This is a genomic window from Sphingomonas sp. Leaf412 (assembly GCF_001425405.1).
In the GTDB taxonomy this organism is placed as follows: Bacteria; Pseudomonadota; Alphaproteobacteria; order Sphingomonadales; family Sphingomonadaceae; genus Sphingomonas.
Genome location: NZ_LMQP01000003.1, coordinates 897637 through 900651 on the forward strand (window position 1 = coordinate 897637; position 3015 = coordinate 900651).

Here is a 3015-nt window from a genome sequence, read left to right on the forward strand (position 1 = left end):
GTCCCCCTCCCCGTGCCGGGGAGGATCGGGTTGCGCTGCGGCCGCAACCAACATAACAAACGTTACGCTACGAGGGAGAGGGCAATGCTGAAGACGCGGTTCACCGAGGCGTTCGGGATCGAGCATCCGATCGCGCAGGGCGGAATGCAGTGGGTGGGCAAGGCGCATCTCGTTGCGGCGGTCGCCAACGCCGGGGCCCTGGGCTTCGTCACCGCGCTGACGCAACCCACGCCGGAGGAGCTGGCGAAGGAGATTCAGCGGACCCGCGACCTGACCGACAAGCCGTTCGGCGTGAACATCACGATCCTGCCGACGATCAACCCGCCCCCCTATGCCGAATATCGCCGCGCGATCATCGAAGGCGGCGTGAAGATCGTCGAGACCGCGGGCTACAAGCCGCAGGAACATGTCGACGATTTCAAGGCGCACGGCGTGAAGGTCATCCACAAATGCACCGCGGTCCGCCACGCGCTGTCCGCGGAGCGGATGGGCGTCGATGCGATCAGCATCGACGGCTTCGAATGCGCCGGCCATCCGGGCGAGGACGACATCCCCGGCCTGATCCTGATCCCCGCCGCCGCGAACAAGGTGAAGGTGCCGATGCTGGCGTCGGGCGGTTTCGCCGACGGCCGCGGCTTGGTCGCCGCGCTGGCGCTGGGCGCGGACGGCATCAACATGGGCACGCGCTTCTGCGTGACGCAGGAGGCGCAGATTCCCGACAGCTTCAAGCAGCGGATGGTCGCCAACGACGAACGCCAGACCGACCTGATCTTCCGCACGCTGCACAACACCGCGCGCGTGATGAAGAACAAGGTCAGCCAGGAGGTCGTCGCGATCGAGCGTGCGGGGAATGCAGAGTTCGGCGACGTGCAGCATCTCGTCGCCGGAAAGCGCGGCGTGTCCGCGATGGAACGCGGCGATACCGACGACGGCATCTGGTCGGCTGGGATGGTGCAGGGCCTGATCCACGACGTGCCGACCGTGAAGGATCTGGTCGACCGGATCGTGGCGGAGGCGGAGGCGATCATCGACGCCCGCCTGTCGGCGATGACGACGCGATATCGGGAGGCCGCCGAATAGGAATGCCGTTTTCGCACGGTTGATCTGCATCAATCGCATCGGCTCGGTCGTTGTGATGGCGGCGTAACGATGCCATGGGATCGGCGATGGCTACCAATCCTGATGCGTCCCCCGGGTTGGATCTGACCGCCTGCGACCGCGAACCGATCCACATCCCCGGCGCGGTCCAGCCGCACGGCCTCCTCCTCGTCGCCGACGCCGCGTCGCTGCGGGTCGTCGCGGCGGCGGGCGATGTGGAGGGGCGGCTGGCGCCCGACTGGCACGATCGTCCGCTGTCCGACCTGTTGCGACAGGATATCGCCGCGCTGGTCCGTGCCCTGCCGCCGGGGCCGGGCGGCACCGCGCTCGGGGAACCGGTGCGGGACCATGCCGTCGCGATCCACCGGACCGACCGCTATCTGCTGGCCGAGCTGGAGCCGCTGGGCGACGCGCGCGACGCGGGCCGGACGCTGGCATGGCTGGATGCGGTCGGCGGCGGGTTCGAACGCGCGACGACGCTGGCCGCCTTGTGCGAGCGGGCGGCCGTGGCGTTCCGCCAGCTGACCGGCTTCGACCGCGTCATGATCTACCGCTTCCGCGACGACGATGCGGGCGTCGTGGTGGCGGAGGATCGCGATCCCCGGCTGGGCAGTTTCCTGAACCACCATTTCCCCGCGTCGGACATCCCGCGGCAGGCGCGCGCCCTGTACGTCCGCAACCGCACGCGCGTGATCCCCGACATCGACTATGCGCCCGCGCCGCTGCGCCCCGCCGGGTTCGACACCCTCGATCTGAGCGACGTCGCGATCCGCAGCGTGTCGCCCATCCACCTGCAATATCTGCGCAACATGGGGGTGGGCGCGTCGGCGTCGATCTCGATCGTGTCCGACGGCGTCCTGTGGGGCCTCGTCGCCTGCCATCACGACAGTCCGCGGACGATGTCGCGGGAGGTGCGCGGGATCGCCGCGGCGCTGGCGGGCGACCTGGCGCGGCAGATCCGCGGGAAGGAGGCGGCGGTCGCCTATCGCGAGCGGCTGGCGCTGCGCGCGGGGGAGGACGGGCTGCACCCGCTGCTGTTCAACGGCGGCACGCCCGCCGATGCGGTACGCGCGCGCGGCGCCGAACTGCGGCGGATGTTCGATGCCGACGGCGTCGCGCTGGTGCAGGGCGGCACCGTGGTCGGCGACGGCCTGGTGCCGTCGGACGAGACGCTGATGGAATTCGGCCACTGGCTCGCGCGCCGGGACGAGGCACCGGTCTTCGCCAGCCGTGAACTGGGGCGCGACTGGCCCGGCGCGGCGTCGTTCGGATCGCTCGCGGGCGTCCTCGCGGTGCGGCAGGGCGACGCCATCCTGCTGTGGCTGCGCGCGGAGGAGGTCGAGGAGGTCGAATGGGCGGGCAATCCGCACAAGGCCGCCGGGCACGATCCGCAGGAGCAGCTGCGCCCGCGCGCCTCGTTCGAATCGTGGCGGCAGCTGGTGCGCGGCCGCACCCGCCGCTGGACGCTGGAACAGGTGGAGGCCGCGCGGCGGCTCCACCGCCTGCTGCGCGAGGCGCGCGACGCCGCCGAACTGCGCCGCCTCAACGCCGAACTGACGCAGACCGTGGCGGAAAAGGACGCCGCGCTGGCGCAGAAGGACTTGCTGATGCGCGAGGTGGATCATCGCGTGCAGAACAGCCTGCAACTGGTCGCCTCCTTCCTGTCGATCCAGGCGCGCGATGCCGGTCCCGGCGTCGTCGCGGACCAGCTGGTCGAGGCGCGGTCGCGCCTGTCCGCGGTCGCGCTGGTCCATCGCCGGCTGTATCACGACGACCAGATCGAGACCGTGGACCTCAGCCGGTACCTGGGCGAACTGATCGAGGACCTGAAGGCGTCGCTGGGCGCGGGCTGGGCACGCCACATGACCGTCGACCTGGCGCCGGTGCTGATCCCGACCGACCGGGCGGTGAACATCG

At 70.3% G+C, this 3015-nt stretch carries 2 protein-coding genes; both read left to right on the plus strand.

The genetic code is table 11. From position 1 onward, the window contains the following. Nucleotides 1–84: 84 nt before the first annotated feature. Nucleotides 85–1080 (plus strand): NAD(P)H-dependent flavin oxidoreductase, encoded by a 996-nt coding sequence (locus tag ASG29_RS11475; RefSeq protein WP_055983887.1) that lies wholly within the window; start codon nucleotides 85–87, stop codon nucleotides 1078–1080. 86 nt (nucleotides 1081–1166) lie between these two features. Further along, nucleotides 1167–3015: histidine kinase dimerization/phosphoacceptor domain -containing protein (locus ASG29_RS11480; RefSeq protein WP_235532884.1), on the plus strand; the 1849-nt coding region annotated here is incomplete at its 3' end.

Excerpts from the sequence above, each read along its gene's own strand:
- ASG29_RS11475 (WP_055983887.1), top strand. The coding sequence starts at position 85 with ATGCTGAAGACGCGGTTCACCGAGGCGTTCGGGATCGAGCATCCGATC.